This window comes from Ochrobactrum sp. RH2CCR150 (genome assembly GCA_014138095.1).
GTDB classification, from domain to species: domain Bacteria; phylum Pseudomonadota; class Alphaproteobacteria; order Rhizobiales; family Rhizobiaceae; genus Brucella; species Brucella gambitense.
On sequence record JACGXE010000002.1, the window covers coordinates 543,326 to 568,218 of the forward strand.

The following is a 24,893-nucleotide window of genomic DNA, read 5'->3' on the forward strand; positions in this document are numbered from 1 at the left end:
AATCCTTATGCGAGGCCAAGGGCAACGATGGCCATATCGATGGCCTTGATGCCGATGAACGGAACGATGACGCCGCCGAGGCCGTAGATGAGCAGGTTGCGCGAGAGCAGGGCGCCTGCGCCGACAGCCTTGTATTTCACGCCCTTCAACGAAAGCGGGATCAGCGCCACGATGATGAGCGCGTTGAAGATGATGGCCGAGAGAATGGCGCTTTGCGGCGTGGCAAGGTTCATGATGTTGAGCGCGCCGAGCTGCGGATAGAACGCAAGGAACATAGCCGGAATGATCGCGAAATATTTGGCGATATCGTTGGCGATGGAGAAGGTCGTCAGCGCGCCCCGTGTCATCAAAAGCTGCTTGCCGATTTCAACGATCTCGATGAGTTTCGTCGGATCGCTGTCGAGATCGACCATATTGCCTGCCTCGCGGGCCGCCACGGTGCCGGTATTCATGGCGACACCCACATCGGCCTGTGCGAGGGCAGGCGCGTCATTGGTGCCGTCGCCGCACATGGCGACGAGTTTGCCCTTGGCCTGTTCCTCGCGGATCAGCGCCAGCTTGTTTTCCGGCGTTGCCTGCGCCAGAAAATCATCCACGCCTGCTTCAGCCGCAATAGCCGCTGCGGTCATGGGGTTGTCGCCGGTGATCATCACCGTGCGGATGCCCATGCGCCGCAGTTCGGAGAAACGCTCGCGAATGCCGCCCTTGACGATATCCTTGAGATGGATGACGCCAAGCAGCCTGCCATCCTTGACCACGGCCAGCGGCGTGCCGCCGGATTTTGCAATCGTATCGGCAGTGGCTTGCAGTTCATGGGTGACCTTTTCTTCGGTCGCACGGTTCTGGCCCACATGTTTTAGCACGGCATCCACAGCGCCCTTGCGGATGGACGAGCCGTCGATATCGACACCGCTCATGCGGCTCTGTGCGGTAAAGGGTACGAAAGTCGCATGCAGGCTCTGCATGTCGCGACCGCGTATGGCGTATTTTTCCTTGGCCAGAACCACGATGGAACGACCTTCCGGTGTTTCATCGGCAAGCGAGGCCAGTTGTGCGGCGTCGGCCAGTTCCTGTTCGCTGATGCCTGTCACCGGCATGAAGGCGGTTGCCTGACGATTGCCGAGCGTGATCGTGCCCGTTTTGTCGAGAAGCAAAGTGTCGACATCGCCTGCCGCCTCCACCGCCCGGCCCGACATGGCCAGCACATTGAAGCGCACAAGACGGTCCATGCCCGCAATGCCGATAGCCGATAGCAGAGCGCCGATGGTGGTCGGGATCAGCGTTACAAACAGGGCAACCAGAACGATGACCGGGATGTAACCGCCTGCATAGGTCGCGAAGCTTGGAATCGTCACCACAGCCAGAACGAAGATCAGCGTCATCCCCGCAAGCAGGATGTTGAGCGCGATCTCATTCGGGGTTTTCTGGCGCTCGGCGCCTTCCACAAGGCTGATCATCTTGTCGATGAAGGTGGAGCCCTGAGCCGCCGTGATGCGCACCCCGATCCAGTCGGACAGGACCTGCGTGCCGCCGGTGACGGCGGAACGGTCGCCGCCGGATTCGCGGATGACAGGTGCGGATTCGCCGGTGATGGCGGCTTCATTGACTGAAGCCACCCCCTCGATCACCTCGCCATCGGACGGGATGATGTCGCCCGCTTCAACGAGAACGATATCGCCGACCTTGAGGCTGGTTCCGGCGACGGTTTTGTAATCGGTCTTGCTGTCGCCGTTCAGAAGCTTGGCCTGCGTTTCGGTGCGCGTGCGGCGCAGCGATTCCGCCTGCGCCTTGCCGCGCCCTTCGGCAACCGCTTCGGCAAAATTGGCAAACAGCACCGTGAACCAGAGCCACAGCACGATCTGCGATGAAAAGCCGACATTGGCCCCACCGGTCGCGATGTCTTTTGCAAGCAGCACCGTGGTGAGGGCCGAAACGACGGCCACGACGAACATGACCGGGTTTCGGGCAAGGCTTTTCGGATTCAGTTTACGGAAGGCATCGCCAACCGCCGGGATAAGGATGCGGGCATCGAGAATGCTCGCGGATTTGGACTGGCTCATAACGAGGCTCCAGTAGATGTTTTGCGAAGCGGACGCTCAGATCAGCCGGATGGCGAGAAACAGGATGAGCATCACGGCAAGGATCGACAGAATGCAACTCGACGGTTTCAGCATCAGAAGGTCTTTCCCTGGATCAAAGCGAGGTGTTCGGCGATCGGTCCCAGCGCCAGCGCGGGGAAGAAGATCAGCCCGCCGACAACCAGAATGACGCCGATCAGCAAGCCCACGAACAAAGGACCATAGGTCGGGAAGGTGCCCGCCGATTGCGGCGCGATTTTCTTGGCGACCAGCGATCCGGCAATGGCCATGGCGGGAACGATGACGAGGAAGCGCCCCATCAGCATGGCAAGGCCGATGGTGATGTTGTACCAGGGCGTGTTGCCGGAGAGCCCGCCGAATGCCGAGCCGTTATTGGCGGTGCCCGACGTATAGGCATAGAGGATTTCCGAAAAGCCGTGCGGTCCCGGATTGGCAATGGAACTCAAGCCTGCCGGAATGACGGAGGCGATTGCCGTAAAGCCGAGGATCGACAGCGGCAGGCAGAGTACGGCCAGCATCGCCATCTTGACTTCCTTGGCCTCGATTTTCTTGCCCAGATATTCAGGCGTGCGACCGACCATCAGACCAGCCACGAAAATCGCCACGATGACGAACAGGATGATGCCGTAAAAACCTGCGCCGACACCGCCAATGATGATTTCACCGAGCATCATGTTGATTATCGGGATCATGCCGCCAAGCGCCATCATGCTGTCATGCATGGCAATCACCGCGCCACAGGATGCGGCAGTTGTGACCACGGCGAAAAGGGCGGACATGGCGATGCCGAAGCGGGCTTCCTTGCCTTCCATATTCGCGCCGTCGATGCCGAGCGCGTGGATCAGCGGGTTACCCGCAGCTTCTGCCCAATAGCAGATGGCCACGCCTGCGACGAACAGCACGCCCATGGCCGCAAAAATAGCCCAGCCTTGCTTTTCATTGCCGACCATGCGGCCAAAAACATTGGTTAGCGATGCGCCGATGGCGAAGATCGCAACCATCTGGATCATGTTGGAGATGGCGTCCGGGTTTTCAAAAGGATGTGCGGAATTGGCGTTGAAGAAGCCGCCGCCATTGGTGCCGAGCATCTTGATCGCCAGCTGGGAGGCAACTGGCCCAAGCGCAATGACCTGCCGTGCGCCTTCAAGCGTCGTGGCCTGCGTATATGCGCCAAGCGTTTGCGGCACGCCAAGCGCGACGAAGGCGAGCGTCATCACGATGCAGATCGGCAGCAGGATATAGAGCGTGCAGCGCGTGAGATCGACCCAGAAATTACCGAGCGTTTTCATCGATTTACGCGAGAAAGCTCGGATAAGCGCCATTGCGATTGCCACGCCTGTTGCAGCCGAGACGAAGTTCTGCACCGTCAGTCCGGCCATCTGGGTCAGATAGGACATGGTGCTTTCGCCGCCGTAATTTTGCCAGTTGGTGTTGGTGACGAAACTGGTGGCGGTGTTGAAGGCGAGATCGGCAGGCACATTGCTCATGCCCATGGGGTTGAAGGGCAATGCGCCCTGAAACCGCTGCATGGCATAAAGCAGAAGGAACCCGGCCAGATTGAACAGTAGCATGGCGGCGGTGTAGCTCGTCCAGTGCTGTTCCTCGCGCTCGCCTGTGCCCGCAAGACGGTATAGCCCGCGTTCGACAGGCACGAAAACCGGCGAAAGGAATGTCCGGTCGCCGTTGAAGACACGCGTTATATAACCGCCAAGCGGCTTTACGAGCAGAATGATGATCCCGCAAAAGACGAGGATCTGTATCCATCCATTGATTGTCATGGTTTTTCCCAAGCCCCTGCAGGGCCGCTATTCGTGGGGCCGGTCAGAACCGCTCCGGTCGAATGAGCGCATAAAGAAGATAGATCGCGATGAAGATGGCGACCAAAGCGCCGGCGATGTATTCGATCAGCATGTTACGCCCTCAAAGCTTTTCGCAGACGCGCAGATAGCCGAAGAGCAGAGCGAAGAAGCCGAGGCCGATTGCCAGGACGGCGATGTCCATAATTTCGTCCCCTTGCGGGGCTCCCTGTTGTGAAGGCTTTTTGCCATACAGGGATTATGTGACCTTACGGCATAGGGTTTCGAGACAGGGAAACCGGCCGGGATATAAAAATCTCATATAGAAAAAAGCATAACGCGTATTGGTCTTCGTTGAAGACGATACGGCTGAAAATTACATTAAATCAGTTGGTTGGCGGCCCTTTTGGAAGCTACCTCACGATTCAGATCGAAGCGACTGCCCGGCCTGCCGCCCGCCCGGAAAATATACAGCCGCCAAGAAATGTGCCTTCCAGCGCATTATAGCCGTGATAGCCGCCGCCACCGAAACCGGCAGCTTCGCCCGCCGCATAAAGGCCAGGGATCGGCTCGCCATCCTCGCCCAGAACTGCCGACTGGAGATTGGTATGCAGGCCGCCCAGCGTCTTGCGCGTCAGGATATGCAGCTTGACGGCGATCAGCGGGCCGTTGGCCGGATCGAGCAGCGCATGCAACGGTACGGCGCGCGTCAGCCTGTCACCAATATAGGCACGCGCATTATGGATCGCCATGATCTGCGCGTCCTTCGTGTAACGATTGACCACTTCATGGTCCCGCGCTTCGATCTGGTCGCGAATGCGTCGCACATCGAGCAGTTTTTCGCCGCTCAAAGTGTTCATGCCCGCGACCAGCTCTTCAATCGTCTTGGCGGTTATGAAATCCGCACCGTTGTCGATAAAGGCTTTGACAGGCGGCGGGGCTTTGCCGAGACGGCTTTTCAGCAGCAATTTCCAGCTTTTGCCGGTCAGGTCCGGGTTTTGCTCGGAACCGGACAGTGAGAATTCCTTGCGGATGATCTTTTCGGTCAGAATAAACCAGGAATAGTCATAGCCGGTGGAGAGAATGTGCTTGAGTGTGCCGAGCGTATCGAAGCCGGGAAGATAGGGAGCTGGCAGTCGGTTGCCGCGTGCGTCGAACCACATCGACGATGGTCCGGGCAGGATGCGGATGCCATGATTGGGCCAGATCGGGTTCCAGTTGCGCAAACCCTCGGTGTAATGCCACATGCGATCAGCATTGATGACGTGTCCGCCTGCCTCTACCGCCATATCGATGCCGCGCCCGTCCACATAGGCTGGAACGCCCAGCACCATCTCCTTCGGCGGATTGCCAAGCCTCTCGCGCGGCCATGCCCGGCGCACGCGCTCCGGATCGCCGCCAATACCGCCGGACGTTACGATAACGTTGTCAGCGCCAAATGCGAATTCACCAATAACTTCTCGGGAAGATGGCTGACCGCGTTCAACCGTCGAAGGGGCGAGCACTTCACCGAAAACGCCGGTTATGCGTCCGTTCGCGCTGGTGATCTGACTGACGCGGTGGCGGCATTTCAGCGTAACAAGGCCTTTCGCCATTGCGTCTCGCAGCCGTTGTTCAAATGGGGCTACGACGCCTGGGCCCGTGCCCCATGTGACGTGAAAACGCGGCACCGAGTTGCCATGCCCGTGGGCGAGTGCGCCGCCACGTTCTGCCCAGCCGACAACGGGAAACCAGCGCATGCCGAGGTTGCGCAGCCATGGTCGCATCTCACCGGTCGCGAATTGCAGATAGGCTTCGGCCCATTTCCGGGGCCAAAGATCTTCGGGTCGGTCAAACTGCGCCGAGCCGAACCAGTCTTGTGCGGCGAGGTCGAAACTGTCCTTGATGCCAAGACGGCGCTGCTCCGGGGTATCGATCATGAACAGGCCGCCCAGCGACCAGAAGGCTTGACCGCCGATGGAGTTCTCGCCTTCCTGTTCCAGAAGGATGACGGTTTTGCCCGCGCTGGTCAGTTCGTTCGCTGCGGCCAAACCGGCCAGCCCCGCGCCGATGATGATCGCATCCGCGTCTGCCACTCGCACATCCTCCCCTTACTTTCGCGCACATGGTGGCGGAAGCGAAGGCATCTGGCAAGAACTGCGAAAGCGTCTCAACCAAAGAAATACGGCATGACCCAATCGGCTATCAGCTTGATGGAAAGCCCGAACAGCGTCAGTTGCACGAGCAGGAAGAAGGGCCCATCCGGCAGAAGCCGTGTCAGCTTGGCACCCGCGAAAGTGCCGATCACTGCAGAAGGGATCAGCCAGAGGCCCATCGACAGGTCGAGATTGGAAAACTGCTGCAACTGCCAGTACGGAACGAGCTTCACGGCGTTGACGATGGCAAAGAGGATGGTCGATGTGCCCGCGAAGACGAGCTTTTCCAGATGCTGCGGCAGGACATACATCTGAAACGGCGGAGCACCGGAATGCGATACGAAACTAGTGAGACCGGTGAGAATGCCCCAGAAGGCACCGCCCGGAATATCGGCCTTGCGGGCCTTCCTGCGATAGCGGGCGCCGATCCAGGCATTGAGGCAGAACAGAATGCCCACCAGCCCGACCAGAAAGCCGATGAAAGTGCTGGATAGATGCGAGCTGAACAGCCAGCCAATGCCGACGCCGACAATGGCTGCTGGCGTGAGGATGGCGAGATTGCGCGCTGAATAATGATGCCGATAAAGGTAGAGCCCGAACATGTCGCTGATGACATAGATCGGCAGTAACAAAGCTGCCGCTGTGACCGGCGAGATGACGAGCGCCATCAGCGGAACGGCGAGCGTTCCGACCGAGGGAAGGCCGCCTTTCGACATGCCAACCAGAAACGCCGCGGTAATAGCGACTGCCAGATACAGGGGTGTATGTTCGATCATGCGTCTGCCGCGGTCAGGGAAGGCTCCGGGCCAGAACGACCCGGAGTATTATGGAAGTGGAATATCGTTGCAGGAAATCAGGCGTGCGCCCATTCCCAATAGAGGCTGCGGGCGCGCTTGGTGACGGCTCCGTATTCAAACTTGCGATCATCAAAGCCGATGATCGGCACAACCTTGCTCATATTGCCGGTCGAGAAGATCTCGTCTGCCTCACGGAAATCCTCGATTTTAAGCGTCGTCTCATGCACAGTCACGCCTGCCGCGCGCAACAGCCCAATGACGCGCTGGCGCGTGATGCCGTTGAGGAAGGTGCCGTTTGGAACCGGCGTAAAGACTTCGCCGCCGCGAACCAAGAAAATGTTGGAGGTCGCCGTTTCCGCGACATTGCCCAGCACATCGGTCACGATTGCATTGTGAAAGCCCTTGGCCTTGGCTTCGAGCAGCATGCGCCCATTGTTGGGGTAGAGGCAGGCCGCCTTGGCGTTGACCGGCATCACTTCCAGATAGGGGCGACGGAATGAGGTCGTGGTGATGGTGAAGCCCTTCGGCTCGACCATCGGAATGGCTTCGAGGCACAAGGCGAAATCTGTCGAGGACGCAAGCGGTGCAACCGTGCTGCTGTCGCCTTCTTCGGCCCAGTACATGGGACGAATATAAACATCTGTGCCGGGGGCGAACTTCTTCAAGCCTTCCAGCGCCAATGCTTCAATATCATTGGCTGAAAGCGTCGGCTCCAGACCGAGCGCACGGGCGGAATCATTGGCGCGGGCCGAATGACGGTCGAGGTCCGGCGTGACGCCTTCGAACAGGCGTGCACCGTCGAACACCGCAGAACCGAGCCAGGTCGCATGCGAAGCCGCGCCCAGAATGCGCACGTCGCCTTCGCGCCACTCGCCCTTGTAATAGGTCCACATTGCCTTCGAGGCCTGCTTGTCGGTCATTTTCTCAAGTCCTTAATTCGTGTGTCTTTCGACTATAACCCATGGCACCGGCGAGCGTTGATACGCTGTGACTGCTGCTGATCTGTTGGGGAAGGGCGCAGTGGGCCGGTGAATTGGGATATCGTAGGATCGCTTTTTGAAGGAAACAAGCCAGAAGCGGACGACAAGAACAGTTTTTGTCGGGGGAATGCCGTGAAACTGAAAAAGCCAGCCGATATGGCTGGCTTCCGACGCGGTTCTGACCGAAAAGTTTAGAACATCGTGTTGTTATTCTTGGCTGTTTCCGGAACAGCCTGAATGACATCCCAATGCTCGACGATCTTGCCGTTATCAACGCGGAAAATATCGACGATGGCGCGACCGCGGTCTGCTTCGTTCATCTTTGACTGGAGATGCAGGAAGACGAGGTCGCCATCCGTAGCGCTGCGTACGATGCGCGCGGTGGCCTGGGGATTATCCTTGAAGCGCTGGGTGAAAAAATTCACGAAAGGCGCTTTCCCATCCGGCACGCCGGGATTGTGCTGGATATAATCTTCGGCGAGCACTTCGGAGTATTTTTCCACCTCATGTTTGTTGAAGACGCCATCGTAAAACTCGAGCACGATTTTACGGTTGGCTTCCTCTTTGGCGATGTCGCGCGTTTGCTGCGCAAAGGCGGGCGCGGAAACGGCAACTGCGCCGAGGAGTGAGGCAAGGCAAGCGGCAATAATGGAGGTTTTCATTGGGGGGAGGCCTCGTTTTTGGGGCTTGTTGGGGAGCTTCATCTAGGGTGGGTTGGCGATTTGGGAAGACATTACTCCGCACTTCGCCACATGCGGAGAAAGCTTGCGATGGACGTGTCGATCAACCTTTGGTTGACCTCTTCGTCGGGCGTGACCGTACCGAGTAGCAAGCGGGGAAAAAGAAAGCCGCTGATGCTACCGAGAAAAAGCATGGCCTGAGTTTCCGCGTCGGCTACGTGGAACTCTCCTGCTTCAGTTTTGGTCTGCAAATATTCGGTCAGCTTCTGGAGAACTTGTCCTGTTCGATCCGATCTGAGGCTGGTGCCGATTTCCGGAATATCTTCCACGGCCTGAATCATCGCGCGCAATAGCTTGGCCATTGCGAGATCCAGAAAACTATCCGCCACAATGCGCGCGATCACTGGCAGGAGAACTTCTGGTGTGGAGTTCCATGGCGCATCATCGAGACGGGTATGAATTTGCTGCCGCAAATCATCGAATGCAGCGCGCAATAGAGTTTGCTTACTGCCGAAGCGGTTGTAGAGTGTCTGTCGCGTGAGACCCGCTTCTGCGGCCACCAGCTCGAGGCTAACCGCCGAGCCGTACTTCGACAGCATTTTACGTGTAGCATCGAGAACCGTTTCGGTGCTCACGTTTGTTTTTCTATCCATGCTTTTTTTGACCCCTCCCATTCCCTCCTCTGCACGCCAAGACTCTGACATTACAGAAGATTAATTTTACTTTACAGTAAAGTAAAATATTATGAAAGCTAATATTTAACATTGCCCCGTGTGGCCCGGCTGGGTGGTCCGGGACGCAAACGCACGGCCCGGCCCATCGGAAAGGCTAGCATATGAAACTTAGGAAACGAGGTATACTAGTTCTTGTATTGGGACTGGCGTTGATCGCAGCTTTTTTTGCATGGCGGGGTACGCAAGAAACATCCGCTGAGACGACCACGGCGTCCATTGCTCCCGCGCAGCCAAAAGCCACTGTGGTTGAAGCAGCTGCGGTGCAAACCCGCGATCTGGACAGTATTATCTCGGCTGTTGGTAGCCTGCGGGCGAAAGAATCGGTCACACTGGCCTCGGAAATCGGCGGACGTGTGGATCAAATTCTGTTCCAGGAAGGCCAGCGCGTTGAGGCAGGCAGCGTTCTGTTTCAGCTCGATACCTCCATTCTGAACGCTTCCGTGCAGTCGGCCCGTGCAGCAAATGTTCTTGCGCGGTCGACTTTCGAACGTACCGAAGCTCTGTCGAAGCGCGGTATTAGCGCGACGCAGGCTTTGGAAGAAGCGGAAGCGAACCTGCGCAATACGGAAGCTGCTCTGGCGCTTGCCGAAGCGCAGCTCGCGCAGACTTCGATCAAAGCGCCGTTCGACGGCGTGGTCGGTCTTCGTTCTGTCAGTGTTGGCGCTTATGTAACGGCGGGTACGACCAATCTTGCCAGGCTCGATCAGATTGATCCATTGGTCGCAGAGTTTTCGCTGCCCGAAGTGGCACTGGCGAGTATCTCACCCCAGCAACAGGTTTCGGTGGTGGCCGATGCGCTGCCAGACCAGCCGTTTCAGGGGCAGGTCTATGCCATCGAGCCATCTGTCGATGAAACCGGCCGCTCCATCCGTATGCGCGCCTTGATCTCCAATCCCGACCTGAAGTTACGCCCGGGGCTTTTCGTTCGCGTTAATGTCACCACGGGCACCAAGGCAGATGCGATGCTGGTACCGGAAAGCGCCATTGTGCCGAGCGGTGAAACCCAGACTGTCTATCGCATCAATGCTGACGATACGGTCGAAGTTGTTACGGTCACGCTGGGGCAGCGTCTTGACGGTATGGTCGAGATCGTCACGGGCATCGACAAGGATGCGCGCGTGGTGACGGCGGGCCAGCAGAAACTGCAAGACGGAGCCAAAATTCGCGTTCAGGAAGCAGTTGCGGGGGGCTCGGTCTGATGTCCATATGGGAAATGTGCGTCCGCAGACCGGTTTTCGCCACGGTCCTTAGCCTCGTTCTCGTGCTGCTCGGCATTGTGTCCTATGAGCGACTGAGCACCCGTGAATATCCGGATGTCGAAGAACCGACGGTTTCCGTTTCCACGACCTATTCGGGCGCCAATGCCGAAATCGTGGAAAGCCAGGTCACGCAGGTTCTGGAAACCCAGCTGTCCGGTATTGCCGGCATCGATGTCGTTTCCTCGACGAGCCGTGCTGAAACAAGCGCTATCACCGTGCGCTTTACACTTGGTACCGATCCCGAAGTGGCCGCCGCAGAGGTTCGCGATCGCGTGTCCCGCGCAAGGCGCAATCTCCCCGATGAGATTGACGAGCCAATTGTCGCCAAGGTGGAAGCGGATGCGCAGCCCATCATGTATGTCGCTTTCACGAGCGACCGCCATTCCGGTCTTGAAATCACTGACGTTCTCAATCGAACGGTTGTCGATCGCATCCAGAACTTGCCCGGCGTTTCGGAAGCCCGCATTCTCGGTGCGCGTGAATATGCAATGCGTGTCTGGATTGATGCCCGCAAGCTGGCCGGTTATGGCCTGACGGTTCAGGATGTCGAAACGGCGCTTGAAAGCCAGAATGTCGAAGTACCCGCCGGGCGTATTGAAAGTAAGGAACGCGAGTTTACGCTCCTTGCCAATACGGCGCTGACGACGCCCGAAGAATTTGCCGACATCATCATCAATGTCGTGAACGGTTATCCGGTGCGCTTGCGTGATATAGGGCGAACTGAACTGGGTGCAGCCGACGAGCGGCAGGCAACCTTCAAGGAAGGCGAAACAGCCGTCTCGATTGGTGTGGTGAAACAGGCAACCGCCAATCCGCTTGAGGTTGCCAATGCCGTGCGCGCCGTGCTGCCGACTGTTCAGGAAAGTCTGCCAACCGGAATGAAGGCCGATGTCACTTATGACACGTCGATCTTCATTGATCGCTCGATCGAGGCTGTCTTCCACACGATTGGCGAGGCGATTGTTCTCGTCATCATGGTGATCTTCTTCTTCCTGCGTTCGGTGCGCGCAAGCCTTATTCCCATCGTGACGATACCGGTTTCGCTTATCACGACGCTGGCAATCATGTTTGCTTTCGGCTTCAGTATCAACACACTGACGCTGCTTGCTATGGTGCTGGCCATCGGTCTGGTGGTGGATGATGCTATCGTCGTGCTGGAAAATGTGCATAGGCGCATTGAAGAAGGGGAAACCCCGATACAGGCAGCCATTGCCGGAACGGGAGAAATCGCCTTTGCCGTCATCGCGATGACGCTTACGCTGGCGGCGGTCTATGTGCCGATTGCATTCACCGAAGGTCGAACCGGGCAATTGTTTATCGAGTTTGCCCTGACGCTCGCTGGGGCGGTGCTGGTTTCCGGCTTCGTAGCGCTGACTTTGACGCCTATGATGTGCGGCAAGCTGTTGCGTCACAATGAAAATCAGGGTCGGATATCACGCGCTCTGGAAGGATTTCTCGATCGTCTCAACGAGCATTATCGGCGCGTGCTCGGTCTTGCCATGCGCAACAAGTTGATTGTGTTGGCTGGCGCTGCCGCAACTGCGGTTCTGGCAGGGTTCCTTTATGTCAATCTGCCAAGCGAACTTGCTCCGGTTGAGGACCGTGGGGTCATTCGCATGGCAGGCACGTCTCCGGAAGGTTCAACACTTCAATTTACGGAACGCTACGGCAAGACCGCTGAAGAAATCATGGCCAGCATTCCGGAGGTCAGCACTTATTTCTCGGTTTATGGCGCACAGCAGGTTACCGGTTTTGGTGCGTTCGGGCTGCTGAAAGACTGGGATGAGCGCGACCGCAGCCAGCAGGAAATCATTCGCTCCATTAGTCCGGAGATGAGCGCCATCCCGGGTATGCGCGCCTTCGGGTTCAATATGCCATCCCTGACGACGACGCGCGGCAGCGGAGCCGGGGCCAATAATCCGGTTCAGTTTGTGATCCAGTCTTCGTCCAGCTACGACGACCTCAACAAGCTCGCGACCGCATTTGTTGAGAAAATCAAGGAAAACCCCGGTCTGGTGAATGTTGAATCGAACCTCGATCTCAACAAGCCACGCATGGAAATCAACATGAACCGCGAGAAGATCCGTGAGGCGGGTCTGCAGGTTTCGGATGTTGGCCATACGCTGGAAACCATGTTCGGCAGCCGTCAGGTTACGCGCATCGACCGGGACGGCGAACAATCGGATGTCCTTGTCCAGCTTGACGCCAGCGACCGCGCCACGCCGGATTCCATCAACATCGTCAATGTGCGCGGCTCGTCCGGGCAGCTTATCCCGCTGTCCAATCTCGTAACCGTTAAGGAAAGTGTCGAGCCAGCCAATCTCTATCGTTTCAACCGGTTACGCTCGGCGACGATCAGCGCTGGTCTGTCTCCCGATTATTCGCTGGGTGAGGCGCTGACTTATCTGCAAAGCACTGCCAATGAGATGTTCCCGACCTATGCCCAGTACGATCTGGAAGGGGAGTCTCGCGATTTCACCAGCTCCAATTCGAGCATTCTGTTCGTATTCGGTCTGGCCATTCTGTTCATCTATCTGGTTCTGGCGGCCCAGTTTGAAAGCTTTGTCAGCCCGTTCATCATTCTGCTCACGGTTCCGCTCTCGATAGCCGGGGCCTTGCTCGCGCTCTGGTTTGCGGGGGCGAGCATGAATGTCTACAGCCAGATCGGTCTGGTCACGCTGGTGGGACTTATCACCAAGCACGGCATTCTGATTGTCGAATTCGCCAATCATATGCGTGACCAAGGGCGCGACATTGCCGATGCGGTCACGGAAGCGGCTGTGATGCGTCTGCGTCCGATCCTCATGACAACAGGCGCAATGGTGCTCGGTGCTATTCCGCTGGCCATTGCAACCGGTGCTGGCGCGCAAAGCCGTCAGGCTATCGGCTGGGTGATTGTCGGCGGTATGTCCTTCGGCACCCTGTTGACGCTCTTTGTGGTGCCGGTGGTCTACAGTCTTGTGGCGCGCAAGGCCGCCGCTCCACAGGAAGAACATAAGGCCGTTCCAGCGAAGACTGTGCAATCCTAAGCTGGGACTCAGGCAAGATAGACCGCTGCGCCGCCCATCATACCGGCGCCCGCAGCGGTCAGCAAAAAGGTCTCGCCTTCTGCAAAGGGTCGCGTTTCATTGGCGACCGAGAGCGACAGCGGAATGGTCGCAGCGGAGGAGTTACCGTAGGTCGCGATAGTCCGCACTGTTTTAGCCGGATCGATGTCCAGATTATGCGCAACAGCATCGAACATGCGCGCATTGGCCTGATGCGGTACAAAACGGTCAATGCGGGTCGCTTCGATGCCAGCCGTTTCCAGCACATTTCTGGAGGTGGCGGTCATCAGATCGACCGCACGGGAAAACACTTCGCGACCATTCTGCATCGACATCAGAAATTGTTCAGGCGCCATGTCGGGCGAGAATGGCCGGTTGCTACCGCCGGATGGAATCGAAATCAAATCATAACCGCTTCCGTCTGACGACAGGTCGGCGGACAGGAACCCGCGTTGCGGGTTTGCGTCCGGTGCGAGCATCACCGCTCCTGCCGCATCGGCAAAAAGGACGGCGCTTGCACGCTCCGCCGGGTTGATGCGGCGGCTCAGAATATTGGCCGCGACCACAAGTACCGGACGGTTATGCGCACGTACAAAGCTGTCGGCGAGCGTCAGCGCATAAAGAAAGCCCGCACAGGCTCCCGCCAGATCTATCGCGCCCGACCGCGCAAGACCGAGCTTGTGCGCCAGCAGAGGGGCTGACGGCGGCAGCAGATGGTCCGGCGTCGATGTGGCAAGCAAAGTCAGCGCAACATCTTTGCGGGCAATGGCGGCACTATCCAGCGCCATGTCTCCAGCCTTGGACGCAAGCCCGCTCAAAGTTTCGCCTTCGCCTGCCCAATAGCGCGTGCGGATGCCCGTGCGGCGTTCGATCCAGCCCGGTTCCAGACCGAGCTGTTGTTCGATCTCACGGTTCTCGACGCAGCGTTCAGGCACGGCATGGCCGAAACCGACCATACGGGAGGACCGGCAAAGGCTCATTGCGGTTGCCCCGTCACGATGGAGGCCACTTCGTCCACCGCATCGTAAATATGAGCCAATTCGGCGCTGGTCACGCAATAGGGCGGCATCAGATAAAGCACATTGCCAAGCGGGCGGATCAGCAAGTTGCGCTCACGAAACAGTTTGCGCATGTGCTGGCCGATTTCTGCGAGATAGCCGCCAGAGGGCACGACAACGTCAAGCGCTGCAATCGTTCCCGCCTGTCGGATATTCGCAAAGCGCCGGTCTCCGGCAAATCGTGTCAGATTGTGTTCGTGAAACTCCTCGATGGACCGAATGCGGCTGAGCACGGGTTCCTGTCGCCAGACTTCCAGGTTGGCGACGGCGGCGGCGCACGCAATGGGGTTGGCCGTGTAGGAGCTTGAGTGAAAGAAGGTCTTGCGGCGGTCGGTTGAAAGATGCGCATCGAAGATCGCCGAGGTGCAGAGCGTTGCCGCCAGCGGTAGCGCCCCGCCGGTCAGTCCCTTGGAGACGCACATAATATCCGGTGTGATACGTGCCTGCTCGCAGGCAAAAAGCGTTCCGGTTCGTCCCCAGCCGGTCATCACCTCATCGGCGATCAGCAGGCAGCCGAAACGTTCGGCGATTTCTTTCAGCGCCGTCAGCAAGGCAGGGCGATAGGTTTTCATGCCGCCCGCACCGAGAATAAGCGGTTCGATCAGCAACGCCGCTACGCGGCCTGACCTGCAATGGTCCTCAAACATGTCGAGCGTGCGCTGCTCGTTGCCCTTTTCCGGAAAGGGCAGCCGGTCAACGCCAAACAGCAAAGGTTCGTAGGCGGCATTGAAAACGCCGCGCTCGCCGGTGGACATGGTGCCGATGGTGTCACCGTGATAGCCGTGTTCCATCACCACGATACGGTCGCGCACCTGGCCGGTATTGTGAAAATAGCCGAGCGCCATTTTCAGCGCGACTTCCACCGCTGTCGAACCGCTATCCGAATAAAAGACATGGTGTAGGCCGGGCGGCGCGATTTCAATCAGCCCTTCCGCCAGTTGTTCGGCAGGTGCATGGGAATATTCGGCAAAAATGATCTGATCGAAGCTCTCCGTCGCGCTGCGGATCACCTGCATGATTTCCGGGTGCCGATGGCCATGGGTGATGACCCACCAGGAGGAGATTGCATCGAGGATACGCTTGCCGCTTTCGTCGACCAGATAAGCGCCCTCAGTCGATACGATGCGTTGCATCTCCGGTTCCAGCGCGTGCTGGGTAAAGGGGTGCCAGACAGTCTGCCGCTTCATGCCCATACCTCCGCGAAACGGCTCAGATCAAAGCTGTCCTCAAAGGCTTGTCGTAACGCGTTTCCGCCAGGCTCGGGCAGGAACGGCAGGCGACCAAGAATGCGCACCCCGCTCATTTTCGCGATGATGCGCTGGGTTTCTATGTTCTCGTCACCGATGAAGGCGATGCCGCATAGGGGCGTGCGCCGATGCTTTAGCGCTTCGACGGACAGCAGCGTGTGATTGATCGTGCCGAGATTGGTGCGGGCGCAGAGAATGACCGGAATTTTCCACCGGGCGAATATGTCGGCAAAAACCAGATCGTCCGAGAGCGGCACCAGCAAGCCGCCCGCGCCTTCGATCACCAGCGGGCGGTCCGTCGCGGGGAGGGCGAATGCATCGGCGGAAATCGCCTTGCCGTCCAGCGCTGCCGACTGATGCGGTGAAAGCGGTGCCGAGAGCTTGTAGACTTCCGGCAAGATACGACTTGGAGGCAGGCCGACAAGCCGTGCGACCGCCTGACTATCGGTTTCCTCGTCCAGACCGGATTGCACCGGCTTCCAATAGTAACCGTCGAGGGCAGCGGTGAGGGCGGCTGAAAAGACCGTCTTGCCGATGCCGGTATCCGTGCCGGAGACGACGAAGCGCGTTGTCATGGTCTGTCTTGTCCCATTGCAATGGAAAGCCGGTCGAACATCTGACGGATCTGGCTTTCACTGACATTAAGCGTGATGGATAGTCTGAGCCGTGCGGTTCCTTCCGGCACGGTCGGAGGGCGGATCGCCCGGATATCGAACCCCTCGGCGCGCATCGCTTCGGCAATACGCATGGCGTGAAAATTGTCACCGATCAGGATCGGCATAATATGCGAGCCGCTCGGCCTGAGGCCCAGAAGCGAAGCCGCGAGTGATCCGGCAAGGCCGGTCAGGTCTTGCAATCGCTGGCGACGCTCTGGCTCGTCAGCAATCATGCGCAATGCCTCACGCACACCCGCCGCTATCAAGGGCGACGGTGCAGTCGAATAGATGAAGTTGCGGGCGCGGTTGACCAGATAGTCACCAAGCATGGCGGGCAATTGCAGCAGCGCGCCGGACAAACCCATCGCCTTGCCACATGTGTGCAATACCAGCACATTGTCGCGATTTTCGAGGTCTGCCGCCAGTCCACGTCCTTGCGAGCCATAAATGCCCGTGGCGTGGGCTTCATCGATGACCAGAAATGCGTCGTGGCGATCTGCCAGTGCGGCCAGTTCTGCGATGGGGGCGGTATCACCATCCATGGAATAGAGACTTTCGATGGCAATCCACGGATGTCCCTTGCCGCCCTTGCGCCGCCAGTCGCTGATTGCCGTGTCGAAAGCACCGACATCATTGTGCGCTGCAAAAACGTTGTCCGCTTTGCTGGATGAAATTCCTTCATGGACGCTGGCATGGATCAGTGCGTCACAGACGATCAGGTCGCCGCGCTGTGGCAGGGTCGCGAACAGCGCCGTGTTAGCCGCGAAACCGCTGCCGAAATACAGCACCTTCGCAGCGTCGAAAAAGGCTGCGGCTTCCGCTTCCAGTGCCTCATGCTCGATATGGTTGCCGCGCAGCAGCCGCGATCCGCCTGCGCCAACCGGAACGCCCCGGTCGAGCGCGGCAGTGATAGCGGCGTTAAGGCGCGGTGAGTTGGCGAGCCCCAGATAATCGTTCGAGGTGAAATCAATGCCCGTTTGCGTAGAGAGGGCGCGCAGCCGGGATTTCCGCTCGAGGCCGTCCAGTGTTGCCCGATAGCGGGCCAATGCCGGGTCGCTCAACGCAACTGCTCCAGGGTCATCGGCTTGAGGCCCAGCCGCCGGAACAGTGCGCTGTCGTGATCTTCGCCGGGATTGTCGGCAGTCAGCAGCGTGTCGCCGACAAAGATCGAATTGGCTCCGGCAAAGAAGCAAAGCGCCTGCATTTCATCGCTCATGTCGGTGCGACCCGCGGAGAGCCGCACATAAGATGTGGGCATGAGAATGCGGGCCAGCGCGATGGTGCGTATGAAATCGAACGGGTCGATTGGCTCGGCATTGGCAAGGCGCGATCCGGGAATAGGGATCAGCATATTGATTGGCACGCTTTCGGGCGGTGTCGGCAAATTGGCCAGCGTGACCAGCATCGAAATGCGGTCGTCTACGGTTTCGCCCATGCCGAGAATGCCGCCTGCACACACCTTGATGCCTGCATCGCGGACATTTGCCAGTGTTTCCAGCCGGTCTGCAAAAGTGCGGGTGGTGATGATCTCGGGATAGAAGCGTTCGGACGTGTCGATGTTGTGGTTGTAATAATCGAGCCCGGCATCGGAGAGACGGGCCGATTGTTCGGGCGACAGCATGCCAAGCGTCATGCAAGTTTCCATGCCCATTGCCTTGACGCCCTCAACCATCGCGACAAGCATGTCCATGTCGCGGTCCTTGGGGCTACGCCATGCCGCACCCATGCAATAGCGCGTTGCGCCGCCTTCCTGCGCTTTGCGGGCTTCCGACAGCACACGCTCGACTTCCATCAGCTTGGAAGCCTTCAATCCGGTTGGATAATGCGCCGACTGGCTGCAATAGCCGCAATCCTCCGCACAGCCGCCCGTCTTGATCGAAAGCAGCCTGCTCATCTGAATGGCGTCGGGATCGAAATGCTGTCGGTGTATTTCCTGAGCGCGGAAGACGAGCTGTATGAATGGCAAATTATAGATAATTCTAGCAAGATTGAGCGACTCGGTTTGTTGTTCGCTTGAATCAGGGGCCTGTTTTTCGCTGATTATCTCATTAATCTCAATCATATAGCTGCTCATCCCAATTTTAATAGATATGATTCTTAAATTATCTATATTTTATGTGGGCGTAATCGCGCAAGTCGCTAATGATTGTATGCTGTGAGCAGGTGCGCCGTTTGGGGTGGGGCAAGTGGTTGGCCAAACGCCGCCAGCCGCAGAACGCGAGGCTTATCCGGTGGATGCGGCCAAAGACTTCGATAAAGGCGGCAGAGGATTAGGGGGCCGGTTCGTGATGTCGCCGAAAACAGGTTGAGACTCGATAATCCCCGCGCTTGGAAGCGCGGGGATCGAAGGCGAGTTACTTCACCCAGATAACGCGGCGCGTCTGCGGCTCCACGAGCGCTGGACGTTGATCGATATAGACATAGGAATATTTCGGCTGATCAGGGACGGCCATCAGCGGTACATCTTCCGGGATCACGATGCCCTCTGTCACATCGCCATCAATGGCAATTGGTTGTGTCGGATTGTTTTCCACGAAGGTGACCACATCGTCCGGTACGACGGGTACGGGCGGCCCTGCATTGGGCGCTTCGTTATAATAGATCACCTGACGGTTCTGCATCGAAACGATAACCGGTTCACCGTTCACATAGATATAGCCGAAGTCCGGATTGTCGGGGATAGGGCGCACGACAACAGCCTCCGGCACGACATAACCTTCACCGACATCATCTTGAATGACGACCGGGTCAACGGGATGGGCGATAACATAATCACGTGCAGACTGGGGCACTTCGATAATGACGGCATCTTGCGCGACGGCGAGGCCGGTGGTCGCAAGAAACGCTGCCGTTGTAAGAATAAGAGCCTTTTTCATGTCGTAGTCTCACTTTCTAGCTTGCCCCGCAGCGGTGAGTTAACCGGCCCGCACAGGGTCGGTTCCTTATTTCGCGTGCACATCATGCGACAGGCTGCAACATTCGCTCCGTGCCTGACCGGACAGGCGGTACAAAAGGCAAGCTATTCGAGCGAGATAAGCGCGTAAGGCTTCCTCAACGGAAAAAGTGAGCTAAACCGCGTTTAATCGCGGTTGCTTGCGAAAAATAATGGGCTTTGTTGTAGTAATCCAACGAAGTTCGGATTACTCACAGTCATTCCCCTCAAGACAGACAGTCGCCCGTTTCGGGTGGCTTCGAGTATGGCGCATGACCCCCAAGAGCCAAGGCTACTTCTTCACAATCCTCGCGGTTACCATTTTCGCGGTGCAGGATGGCATTTCGAAATATCTTGGCACGCATTACTCGCCGATCTTCATCACGATGATCCGTTATTGGGTTTTTGCCGCATTTGTTATTCTGCTGGCCATTCGCTCTGGCGGCATTGCCAAGGCGGCATCCACGAAACGCCCCTTTCTGCAGATCACTCGCGGCGTGATCCTGGCTGCTGAAATCGTCACCTTCATCTTCGGCCTCAGCCGCGCCGGAATGGCCATGGCGCAGTCTGTGTTTCAAGGCGCGCCTTTGCTGGTCACCATGCTATCTGTGCCCTTTCTCGGCGAAAAAGTTGGTTGGCGTCGCTGGACGGCGATCATCGTCGGCCTGTGCGGCGTGCTTTTGATCATCAATCCGGTCAAGGCCCATTTCGACGCCAATATTCTGTTCTCCGTCGCTGCAACCTTCATGTTCGCGATCTATGCGGTTGCGACGCGTGCGGTCAGCCGCGACGACGACGCCATGACCAGCTTCTTCTATACGGGGATCGGCGGCGTCGTGGTGCTCACGGCCGTGGGTGTCTTTTATCTGGTGCCCATCGCACCGCATGACTGGTTCTGGATGGCGGCGCTCTGCGTTTGTGGCATTTCCAGCCATTATTGCCTCATCCGTGCTTATGACATTCTGGAAGCAGGCGAGGTGCAGCCGCTGACCTATCTCCAGCTGGTCATCGGCGCTTTTATCGCGACGCTGGTTTTCCACGAAACCCTGACGTGGAACGTCATCGCTGGCGCTTTCATTGTTGTCAGCGCGGGTCTCTTCTCCATGTTCCGGGAGCGGAGCCTGTCGCTCAAACGCACCACCAGCTCGACAACGCCCTGATCCATAAATGAATCCGAAGTCAAATTCTCTTGAGCGGCTTTGTTTTGCCGCTATCTGTGATATATGCCGTCAACGGTCAGCAAGATTGTTTATTGCTCGCAGTTTCGTTTGAGCCGACCGTCGTTTGCGGCATGGATATCTCCAAAAGGCGCGCATCACCTTTCCCGGATAGATAAGCCAGGTTCGTGAAATCTCCGCCATCAGCATGTGATGGCGGTCGCCCGTTTATTGCCTGCTGAGCTGGAATAGCCATGAGTATCAGCCTCGAGAGCCAGAGTTCAACCGCCGAAGCCGCAGCTTCGGAGGGCAAGAGCAATTTTCGTATCATTGCGCTGATTGTTGCCAGTGCGATGCTGATGGAACAGCTCGACGCAACCATTCTGGCCACTGCGCTCCCGACCATGGCGCGTGATTTTGGCGTCGGTGCGCCTTCAATGAGTGTTGCGCTGACCTCCTATCTGCTCAGTCTCGCGATTTTCATCCCGGCAAGTGGCAAGATCGCCGACCGCTTCGGCACGCGCACGGTTTTCCGTTTCGCGATTGCAATCTTCATTCTGGGTTCCGTGCTCTGCGCGCAAGCGCCAAACCTGCCATGTCTGGTCGCGGCCCGGCTGTTGCAGGGCGCAGGCGGCGCGATGATGCTGCCGGTCGGCCGTCTGGTGCTGATCCGTTCGGTGGAACGCAAGGATCTCATTGCGGCCATGTCGTGGATGCTGGTGCCCGCGCTTATGGGCCCTATTCTCGGGCCGCCGCTTGGCGGTCTGTTCGTGACATTTCTGGACTGGCGCTGGATTTTCTACATCAATGTGCCAATCGGTATTCTGGGCATGGTGTTCGTGTCGCTTTATATCGGTGAATATAAAAGCGAAACGCGCGAGCCGTTCGATTTCGTAGGCCTGATCCTGTCGGGGATAGCGCTTGGCGCTTTGCTGTTCAGCCTGGAAACGGCGAGCAATCCGGGGGAAGGGAACCTCGCGCTGAAGCTGTTTGTCGTTGGCGTTGTTTTCGGCGTTGCCACAATTGTCCATTCGCGCCGTCATCCCGCACCAATGCTCGATTTCTCGCTGATGCGGATTGAAAGCTTCGGGACATCGATGATTGCGGGGTCGATCACCCGCATCACGCAGGGTGCCCACCCGTTCCTGCTGCCGCTGATGCTTCAGATTGGTTTCGGCCTGTCGGCTGTGGCTGCGGGCAATATGGTGCTTGCGACCGCGCTTGGCGCTCTGGCGATGAAAGCCTTTGCGCCGCGGATCATCCGGCGGTTCGGCTTCCGGCAATCGCTGGTGGTGAATGGCATATTCTCCGCGTGCAGCTATGCGATCTGCGCATTCTTCACCCCGGAATGGCCGCATTGGCTGATCTTTATCGTGCTTGCCATGTCTGGTTTTTCAATGTCGTTCCAGTTCACCGCTTACAACACGGTGGCCTATGACAGGGTGGACGCAAAGCGGATGAGCTCGGCCAACAGCTTCTATTCGACCTTCCAGCAGCTCATGCTGTCAGTCGGTGTTTGCGTGGCGGCGCTGGTTCTTCATGCATCCGTGAATTTGCATGCCCACGACGTGCCCGTCATGTCCGATTTCTCGACAGCATTTCTCGTCGTGACCGGCATTTCGCTGACAGCGACTTTCTGGAACCTGCGTTTTGCCAAGAACGCCGGTGAGCAGATGCGGGGCAGATAAGGGTCCCGTCAGGGTCGAATGCTGTCGCGGTCGGCTAGAATGGAGGCGGACTCGCAATAAAGCCGCATGATCTCCGTGTCTTTCTTGTCGTTTGAAAAGGCGTCGATGGTTTTATAAACGCGCACTTCCGCATCCCTTATGCGGTCTGGAATGCGGTTGTCTTCCGTCACGACGAAAGCATAGACATAGTCACCGCGCGCATAGCCAATCGCCATCGTTATGTCGGTCGGATGATTGATATTGGTGTCTTTGGTCGAGAACAGGGTGTTGTCAGTCTCGAAATAAAGCTCTGTCGGGCCAGAGCCGGTCGCATAGCTGTAATAGGCTTCCTTCTTGCCCGGATTGGCCTTGGTGTCGGCAATGCGACAAAACTCGGCGCGGGCGTTGCGATCCGGAATATTGCAGGCAAATTGCGTCTGCCACGGCGGAATACAATTCGCCATCGCGGGTAGCGGTGCAAATGCCGCCACTGCCAGTGCAAGACTAATCTTCATGTAAAGCCCCTCAATTCCAATCGGCTCCGAATCGAGATCAGCGCCTGCATTAGCAGAAGCAAACACACGCTTGATGGGCAAGTCGTTTGCTGTCGTAACGGAAGCGAGCTGGGGAAACGGAAAAGGCCTCCTTGCTGATGTGTCAGCAAGGAGGCCTTGGCTCAAGAAAGCGTTGAAGCTGTTAAATCAGACCCGACTATTCTTCGAACCAGATCTTTTCGGCCAGACGATAGCCGCTCATATCGCCGCCGGACGGCGTCGGGGTGAAGCCCTTGATCTTGTCGGTTGCGGCAGCAAGATTATCGGCGAAGAGCGGGATGATCTCGCCGCCTTCATCCACCATGATGACCTGAATGTCATGGTAGATTTTCTTGCGCTTTTCCTCGTCCAGTTCAACGCGGGCTTCGGCAAGGAGCTTGTCGAAGGCTTCGTTCTTCCAGGCGGTTTCGTTCCACGGTGCGTCCGACTGTAGGATCATCGACAGCATCGCATCGGCGGTCGGGCGAACGGCCCAGTTGGAGGCGACGAACGGACGCTTCAGCCAGATTTCATCCCAGTAACCGTCAGATGGGACGCGTTCCACGTCGATGGTGATACCGGCCTTGGCAGCGGCGGCCTGATAGACCTGAGCCGCATCGACCGCGCCGGGGAAACCGTTTTCCGAAACGACAAGCGGAATATTGCCGCTATAGCCGGACTTCTTGAAGTGGAACGTCGCCTTTTCGGGGTCATAGGCGCGCTGCGGAATATCCTTGGAGTAATAGGGGTTCGACGACGAAATCGGGTTGTCGTTACCAATCGAGCCGGTGCCGCCCAGAATGCTCTTCTGCAGTTCTTCGCGGTCGATGGCGTATTTCAGCGCCAGACGCACATCATTATTGTCGAAGGGCGCTGTATCGACCCGCATCGGCAGGCAGTACATGGTGTTTTCCGGCGTTTTCAGAATCTGCACGCCGGGACGTGATGAAACGAGACCTACCGAACGAGCGTCGACGCGATTGACGACATGCACCTGTCCGCTCAGCAGCGCCGCCATGCGGGCGGTCGCGTCGCTCATGGCGATGGTTTCGACGGATTCCACATTGGCGCGATCCGGCGCCCAGTAATTTGGGTTGCGACGCGTCAGCGCGCGAACGCCTGGCTGGAAATCTTCCAGAATGAACGCGCCGGTGCCGATGCCCTTATCGAAATCCGCATCGAGCGGCGTAATGCCGAGATGCACGTCGGTCAGTGCTGCCGGGAAGTCGGCATTGCCCTTGTCGAGCGTGATCGTCACTTCGTAAGGATCGGTCGCCTTCAACTCCGTGACAGCGAGCAGAAAGCCCTTACCGCCGGAGTTGCTGTTTTCGCCCCGATGATGGTTCAGCGAGTAGATGACGTCTTCGGCCTTCAGTTCCTTGCCATTGTGGAACTGGATGCCCTTCTTGAGACGGAAAACCCACTGCGATGCATCCGGCTTGGTTGCTTCCCAGCTTTCGACGAGCGCGCCGTAGAGACGGCCATCCGGCGTCGGCTCAAGCAGGGTGTTGAAGAGCTGGAAACCCACCGAATACATGTAGGCTTCGGGATAAAAGGCCGGATCGAGACGGTCAGAACTGGATGCCGTGTCGAGACCCATGATCAGATGGCCGCCCTTGCGCGGCGCGGCGTCCTGTGCGCGCGCCTGACCGGGCATCCAGAAATTGGCGGTCGCACCAAGCGCCAGCGCGCTGCCTGCTCCAAGCAAAAACTGACGACGATTTGGGGAAAGAGAGTTGGGGTTATGATCCGACATGGCGGGTACTCGCATTCTATATAAAGGGCCTGTGTAGCAGGCGTACTATTTGGTTCCGTTCTATCGGGACCGCTGGTTGCGTTCGTGGTAATTTTTTCTAATTTCTACGCAATTTCTGTAATAATTTTCAATAGAAATTATCATGATACTGCGCGCAGCAGTCTCGGACGCTGATGGTGGGGCACCTGTTCAGGTAGTTTCGACCTTGATTCAGATGAGTGAGGCAACGGTTTCGGGACGTTCGTGCTGTAACAGCTGAATATCCGGAAACAACTGAAACCCATTGAAAAGATTGAAGTCGGGACGCCCAGGAATGCGCTTCCGGCGTATGCAGAGCGCGCGAGATTAAGTAAAGAATTT

General features: G+C 57.6%; 20 protein-coding genes. 4 read left to right on the forward strand and 16 right to left on the reverse strand.

Annotated elements, in window-relative coordinates:
- Positions 1–5: 5 nt before the first annotated feature.
- The 8 genes from kdpB to FHW03_RS06165 all read right to left on the reverse strand — a co-directional run bounded on the left by kdpB (position 6) and on the right by FHW03_RS06165 (position 9,140).
- A complete protein-coding gene (gene kdpB, locus FHW03_RS06130) occupies positions 6–2,060 on the reverse strand; it encodes a potassium-transporting ATPase subunit KdpB (protein ID WP_182519814.1) in 2,055 nt (684 codons plus the stop codon).
- A gap of 113 nt (positions 2,061–2,173) precedes the next feature.
- Positions 2,174–3,877, reverse strand: coding sequence for a potassium-transporting ATPase subunit KdpA (kdpA, locus tag FHW03_RS06135; RefSeq protein WP_182519815.1), 1,704 nt, complete (start codon positions 3,875–3,877; stop codon positions 2,174–2,176).
- A gap of 43 nt (positions 3,878–3,920) precedes the next feature.
- Positions 3,921–4,010: a K(+)-transporting ATPase subunit F gene (gene kdpF / locus FHW03_RS06140; RefSeq protein ID WP_078336841.1), complete on the reverse strand. Its 90-nt coding sequence runs from the start codon at positions 4,008–4,010 to the stop codon at positions 3,921–3,923.
- 310 nt (positions 4,011–4,320) lie between these two features.
- The gene (locus tag FHW03_RS06145; protein WP_182519816.1) at positions 4,321–5,970 is read right to left on the reverse strand and encodes an FAD-binding dehydrogenase; all 1,650 of its coding nucleotides are present in this window, start codon (positions 5,968–5,970) and stop codon (positions 4,321–4,323) included.
- A gap of 74 nt (positions 5,971–6,044) precedes the next feature.
- Positions 6,045–6,806, reverse strand: a complete 762-nt coding sequence (locus FHW03_RS06150) for a sulfite exporter TauE/SafE family protein (RefSeq protein WP_182519817.1) — start codon at positions 6,804–6,806, stop codon at positions 6,045–6,047.
- Positions 6,807–6,883: 77 nt separating this feature from the next.
- Complete coding sequence (locus FHW03_RS06155) at positions 6,884–7,747, reverse strand: branched-chain amino acid aminotransferase (protein WP_182519818.1); 864 nt, start codon at positions 7,745–7,747, stop codon at positions 6,884–6,886.
- 251 nt (positions 7,748–7,998) lie between these two features.
- Complete coding sequence (locus FHW03_RS06160; RefSeq protein ID WP_182519819.1) at positions 7,999–8,469, reverse strand: nuclear transport factor 2 family protein; 471 nt, start codon at positions 8,467–8,469, stop codon at positions 7,999–8,001.
- Positions 8,470–8,540: 71 nt separating this feature from the next.
- Positions 8,541–9,140: a TetR/AcrR family transcriptional regulator gene (locus FHW03_RS06165; protein ID WP_182519820.1), complete on the reverse strand. Its 600-nt coding sequence runs from the start codon at positions 9,138–9,140 to the stop codon at positions 8,541–8,543.
- A 230-nt stretch (positions 9,141–9,370) separates the two neighbouring features.
- Between FHW03_RS06165 and FHW03_RS06170 the strand changes: the two genes are divergently transcribed.
- Both FHW03_RS06170 and FHW03_RS06175 read left to right on the forward strand, forming a co-directional pair.
- On the forward strand, positions 9,371–10,420 hold the full coding sequence (locus FHW03_RS06170) for an efflux RND transporter periplasmic adaptor subunit (protein ID WP_182519821.1): 1,050 nt from the start codon (positions 9,371–9,373) through the stop codon (positions 10,418–10,420).
- On the forward strand, positions 10,420–13,509 hold the full coding sequence (locus FHW03_RS06175; RefSeq protein ID WP_182519822.1) for an efflux RND transporter permease subunit: 3,090 nt from the start codon (positions 10,420–10,422) through the stop codon (positions 13,507–13,509). Before FHW03_RS06170 ends, FHW03_RS06175 begins: the two co-directional genes overlap by 1 nt.
- Before the next feature lie 8 nt (positions 13,510–13,517).
- Here FHW03_RS06175 and FHW03_RS06180 read toward each other — a convergent pair whose 3' ends face one another.
- The 6 genes from FHW03_RS06180 to FHW03_RS06205 form a co-directional block, all read right to left on the reverse strand.
- A complete protein-coding gene (locus FHW03_RS06180) occupies positions 13,518–14,507 on the reverse strand; it encodes a beta-ketoacyl-ACP synthase III (RefSeq protein ID WP_182519823.1) in 990 nt (329 codons plus the stop codon).
- Complete coding sequence (locus FHW03_RS06185) at positions 14,504–15,772, reverse strand: adenosylmethionine--8-amino-7-oxononanoate transaminase (protein WP_182519824.1); 1,269 nt, start codon at positions 15,770–15,772, stop codon at positions 14,504–14,506. The genes FHW03_RS06180 and FHW03_RS06185 overlap by 4 nt, the downstream gene beginning before the upstream one ends.
- Positions 15,769–16,407, reverse strand: coding sequence for a dethiobiotin synthase (gene bioD / locus FHW03_RS06190; RefSeq protein ID WP_182519825.1), 639 nt, complete (start codon positions 16,405–16,407; stop codon positions 15,769–15,771). The genes FHW03_RS06185 and bioD overlap by 4 nt, the downstream gene beginning before the upstream one ends.
- Positions 16,404–17,549, reverse strand: a complete 1,146-nt coding sequence (locus FHW03_RS06195) for an 8-amino-7-oxononanoate synthase (RefSeq protein ID WP_182519826.1) — start codon at positions 17,547–17,549, stop codon at positions 16,404–16,406. Before FHW03_RS06195 ends, bioD begins: the two co-directional genes overlap by 4 nt.
- Entirely contained in the window at positions 17,546–18,541 is a 996-nt protein-coding gene (gene bioB, locus FHW03_RS06200; RefSeq protein WP_377514362.1) for a biotin synthase BioB, read from the reverse strand. Before bioB ends, FHW03_RS06195 begins: the two co-directional genes overlap by 4 nt.
- A 301-nt stretch (positions 18,542–18,842) precedes the next feature.
- Positions 18,843–19,364 (reverse strand): DUF1236 domain-containing protein, encoded by a 522-nt coding sequence (locus FHW03_RS06205; protein WP_182519828.1) that lies wholly within the window; start codon positions 19,362–19,364, stop codon positions 18,843–18,845.
- Positions 19,365–19,692: 328 nt separating this feature from the next.
- Between FHW03_RS06205 and FHW03_RS06210 the strand changes: the two genes are divergently transcribed.
- Entirely contained in the window at positions 19,693–20,580 is an 888-nt protein-coding gene (locus tag FHW03_RS06210) for a DMT family transporter (protein WP_182519829.1), read from the forward strand.
- 251 nt (positions 20,581–20,831) lie between these two features.
- Positions 20,832–22,265 (forward strand): DHA2 family efflux MFS transporter permease subunit, encoded by a 1,434-nt coding sequence (locus FHW03_RS06215; protein WP_182519830.1) that lies wholly within the window; start codon positions 20,832–20,834, stop codon positions 22,263–22,265.
- Between the two features lie 8 nt (positions 22,266–22,273).
- On the opposite strand, the gene FHW03_RS06220 is transcribed toward FHW03_RS06215, so the two are convergent.
- A complete protein-coding gene (locus tag FHW03_RS06220; protein WP_182519831.1) occupies positions 22,274–22,759 on the reverse strand; it encodes a hypothetical protein in 486 nt (161 codons plus the stop codon).
- A 196-nt stretch (positions 22,760–22,955) separates the two neighbouring features.
- Positions 22,956–24,533, reverse strand: coding sequence for an ABC transporter substrate-binding protein (locus FHW03_RS06225; RefSeq protein WP_182519832.1), 1,578 nt, complete (start codon positions 24,531–24,533; stop codon positions 22,956–22,958).
- Positions 24,534–24,893: the final 360 nt, after the last annotated feature.

What these genes read in the sequence shown, in the direction of transcription:
- kdpB (WP_182519814.1), bottom strand. Translation starts at nt 2,060, where the DNA reads ATGAGCCAGTCCAAATCCGCGAGCATTCTCGATGCCCGCATCCTTATC.
- kdpA (WP_182519815.1), bottom strand. Translation starts at nt 3,877, where the DNA reads ATGACAATCAATGGATGGATACAGATCCTCGTCTTTTGCGGGATCATC.
- kdpF (WP_078336841.1), bottom strand. Translation starts at nt 4,010, where the DNA reads ATGCTGATCGAATACATCGCCGGCGCTTTGGTCGCCATCTTCATCGCG.
- FHW03_RS06150 (WP_182519817.1), bottom strand. Translation starts at nt 6,806, where the DNA reads ATGATCGAACATACACCCCTGTATCTGGCAGTCGCTATTACCGCGGCG.
- FHW03_RS06155 (WP_182519818.1), bottom strand. Translation starts at nt 7,747, where the DNA reads ATGACCGACAAGCAGGCCTCGAAGGCAATGTGGACCTATTACAAGGGC.
- FHW03_RS06160 (WP_182519819.1), bottom strand. Translation starts at nt 8,469, where the DNA reads ATGAAAACCTCCATTATTGCCGCTTGCCTTGCCTCACTCCTCGGCGCA.
- FHW03_RS06165 (WP_182519820.1), bottom strand. Translation starts at nt 9,140, where the DNA reads ATGGATAGAAAAACAAACGTGAGCACCGAAACGGTTCTCGATGCTACA.
- FHW03_RS06175 (WP_182519822.1), top strand. Translation starts at nt 10,420, where the DNA reads ATGTCCATATGGGAAATGTGCGTCCGCAGACCGGTTTTCGCCACGGTC.
- FHW03_RS06180 (WP_182519823.1), bottom strand. Translation starts at nt 14,507, where the DNA reads ATGAGCCTTTGCCGGTCCTCCCGTATGGTCGGTTTCGGCCATGCCGTG.
- FHW03_RS06185 (WP_182519824.1), bottom strand. Translation starts at nt 15,772, where the DNA reads ATGAAGCGGCAGACTGTCTGGCACCCCTTTACCCAGCACGCGCTGGAA.
- bioD (WP_182519825.1), bottom strand. Translation starts at nt 16,407, where the DNA reads ATGACAACGCGCTTCGTCGTCTCCGGCACGGATACCGGCATCGGCAAG.
- FHW03_RS06205 (WP_182519828.1), bottom strand. Translation starts at nt 19,364, where the DNA reads ATGAAAAAGGCTCTTATTCTTACAACGGCAGCGTTTCTTGCGACCACC.
- FHW03_RS06210 (WP_182519829.1), top strand. Translation starts at nt 19,693, where the DNA reads ATGACCCCCAAGAGCCAAGGCTACTTCTTCACAATCCTCGCGGTTACC.
- FHW03_RS06215 (WP_182519830.1), top strand. Translation starts at nt 20,832, where the DNA reads ATGAGTATCAGCCTCGAGAGCCAGAGTTCAACCGCCGAAGCCGCAGCT.
- FHW03_RS06220 (WP_182519831.1), bottom strand. Translation starts at nt 22,759, where the DNA reads ATGAAGATTAGTCTTGCACTGGCAGTGGCGGCATTTGCACCGCTACCC.
- FHW03_RS06225 (WP_182519832.1), bottom strand. Translation starts at nt 24,533, where the DNA reads ATGTCGGATCATAACCCCAACTCTCTTTCCCCAAATCGTCGTCAGTTT.